The sequence below is a fragment of the Demequina rhizosphaerae genome, from assembly GCF_000971255.1.
Lineage (GTDB): Bacteria > Actinomycetota > Actinomycetes > Actinomycetales > Demequinaceae > Demequina > Demequina rhizosphaerae.
Map to the genome: position 1 here is coordinate 1 of NZ_BBMC01000001.1, position 2,764 is coordinate 2,764.

Consider the following 2,764-nt stretch of genomic DNA (forward strand, 5'->3'; position numbering starts at 1 on the left):
GTCGGTACGGCCGCGTTCGCCGGTGCTTGACGCCCAGGTCCCGGCACGCGTCGCGCCAGGCATGGGACTTGTACGCGGGCCCGTTGTCGGACAGCACGGCTTCGACGTGCACGCCGGCGGCGGCGAACCATGCGACCGCACGGACGAGGACGCCGATGGCGGTGGCCGCGGTCTCGTCGTCGTGGATCTCGGCGTATGCGACGCGGGAGTGGTCGTCGATGACGGTGTGGACGTACGCATGCCGCATCAGGGGGTCGCGGTACTTGGACTTGGCCTTGCCGGGTGTCGCGGCGCGGTTGCGGTCTCCTTGCTGGCGTCCGACGTAGCGCCAGCCCCCGCCATCAGGGACGTTGCCGAGCTTCTTCACGTCGACGTGGATCAACGAGCCCGGATGGTCGTGTTCGTAGCGGCGGATTACCTCACCCGTGCGGACGTCGACGTGGGACAGCCGGTTCAGTCGGCACCGCTTGAGTACGGCATACACGGTCGATGCGGGCACGCCGGTGAGGGAGGCGATCTCGACCGGCCCACGCCTGGTCTTGATGCGCTTGTGCACGATCTTGCGCACCAACGGTTGCGGGGTCTTGCTCGGCGAGCGATGCGGACGTGACGAGCGGTCGTCCATGCCGCCCCGACCCATCTCGAGATACCGATGCGCCCACTTCGCCGCCGTGGGCCAGGAGACACGGAAGAACCGAGCCGCTTCAGCGACCGTCCAGCCCTCGTCGATCACCATGCGACCGATCCGAGCACGTTGGACAGGAGTCAGCGCGGCATTAGCGTGGGACACGAGAACCTCCAGGTTCAGAGCGAAGTGGTAGCAGCTCCACTCTGCCTGGAGGTTCTCTTCATCGCCCCAGATTCAAACAACGTCCCTGGGCACTACATCTAGCCGCGCATCGTCCCCCGCGCGGTCACGCGTAGTACGTGCCGTGCACCGCGTGCGGCTCGATCGCGGCGATCTCCTCCTCCGTGAGGTCGGGGAAGTCGAGCGCGTCGACGTTGGCGCGGAGCTGGCTGACCGAGGACGCACCCACCAGGGCGGACGTGACGCGGCGACCGCGCAGCACCCACTGGAGGGCGAGCTGCGCGAGGGTCTGGCCGCGGTCGCGCGCGATCCGGTTGAGCGCGCGGGTGCGCTCCAGGTACTGCGCGGTGATCTGCTCCTCGCGGAGGAACTGCGAGTGCGTGATGCGGGAGCCTTCAGGCACGCCGCCGAGGTAGCGGTCCGTGAGCATGCCCTGCGCGAGCGGCGAGAAGACGATCGAGCCGGCGCCGACATCGTCGAGCGCGTCGAGGAGGCCGTCCTCGGGGGTCCGCTCGTACATCGAGTACTTGAACTGGTGGATGAGCAGCGGCGTGCCGAGGTCCGCGAGGATCGCGGCGGCCTCGCGGGTCTCGGCGGGGCCGTAGTTCGAGATGCCGGCGTAGAGCGCCTTGCCGGAGCGGACGGCCTGGTCGAGCGCCATCATCGACTCGCCGATGGGCGTGTCCGGGTCGGGGCGGTGGTGGTAGAAGACGTCGACGTAGTCGAGGCTCATGCGCGCGAGCGAGGCGTCGAGGCTGCTGAGCAGGTACTTGCGCGAGCCCCAGTCGCCGTAGGGGCCGGGATGCATGTAGTAGCCGGCCTTGGTGCTCACGATCAGCTCGTCGCGGTAGGGCTTGAGGTCGCGCGCGAGGAAGCCGCCGAAGTTGGTCTCGGCGCTGCCGGGCGGCGGGCCGTAGTTGTTGGCGAGATCGATGTGCGTGATCCCCATGTCGAAGGCGGCGAGGAGGATCGCGCGCTGGCTGTCGAGGGCGTGATGCCCGCCGAAGTTGTGCCACAGCCCGAGGCTGATCGCCGGGAGCACGAGCCCCGACTCCCCCGAGCGGCGGTAGTCCATCGTGTCGTAGCGGGCAGCATCGGCCACATACGGGTCATGGGTCATGCCTTCAGCCTAGGGTCGACGGCCGCAGGCTGCGCATCGTGCCCACCGAGCCCAGCCCCCGCCCCCGCCCCGCCGCAACCGGCGTATGTGCCCGGGCTCGCGCGCATCGTGCCTCGTCGGGCGACCCGGGCGCGCTCACGTACGTCGGTTGGCGCGGGGCGGCCCGGGCACGCCGGTTGCGGCGGGCCCCGGGCAAGCAGAAGGCCCGGCCCCCACGGCGGATTCTTGGGGTCCTCGCAACACCTGGTGTTTGGCTAGGTGGTCAGTAGTAGATCACGCAGACGCTCGGCTGGAGTTTTCCAGCCGAGCGTTTTGCGTGGGCGGCCGTTGAGTTCCTGGGCGACATGCTCGAGGTCCACGGCGCTGTGAACGGCCAGGTTGGTGCCCTTGGGGAAGTACTGGCGCAGCAGCCCGTTGGTGTTCTCGTTCGATCCGCGCTGCCAGGGCGAGTGGGGGTCGCAGAAGTACACGGGCACGCCGGTCGCGACGGTGAACTGCTTGTGGCCGGACATCTCGGCTCCCTGGTCCCAGGTCAGCGACCCGCGCAGATGCTCCGGCAGGGTGCCGATCAGGGGCACGAGGACGTCGCGGACCTCCTCAGCCGTGTGACCGGCGGGCAGGTGGCCCAGCATCACGTAGCGGGTCGATCGTTCCACCAGGGTGACGATCGCGGAGGCGTTGTTCGCGCCGACGATGAGGTCGCCCTCCCAGTGGCCGGGCACGGCACGGTCCTCGACCTCGGCGGGACGCTCACTGATCATGATCATGTCGTCCACGAAGCGCTTGGTGCGCTGGGCGGGGTCACGGTGGGGCTTGCGCCGGGTGCGTCCCGTGCG

Annotated in this window: 3 protein-coding genes; all 3 read right to left on the minus strand. The window is 69.2% G+C overall.

Features of this window, described 5'->3' with window-relative positions:
• A partial coding sequence (locus tag AOM07_RS00005) for an IS481 family transposase (RefSeq protein ID WP_062309865.1) occupies positions 1 to 790 on the minus strand: 790 nt, incomplete at its 3' end.
• 124 nt (positions 791 to 914) lie between these two features.
• Positions 915 to 1,928 (minus strand): aldo/keto reductase, encoded by a 1,014-nt coding sequence (locus AOM07_RS00010; protein ID WP_062309862.1) that lies wholly within the window; start codon positions 1,926 to 1,928, stop codon positions 915 to 917.
• Positions 1,929 to 2,182: 254 nt separating this feature from the next.
• Positions 2,183 to 2,764, minus strand: a 582-nt coding sequence (locus AOM07_RS00015; protein WP_156171717.1) for an IS30 family transposase, incomplete at its 5' end; no start/stop codon positions are given.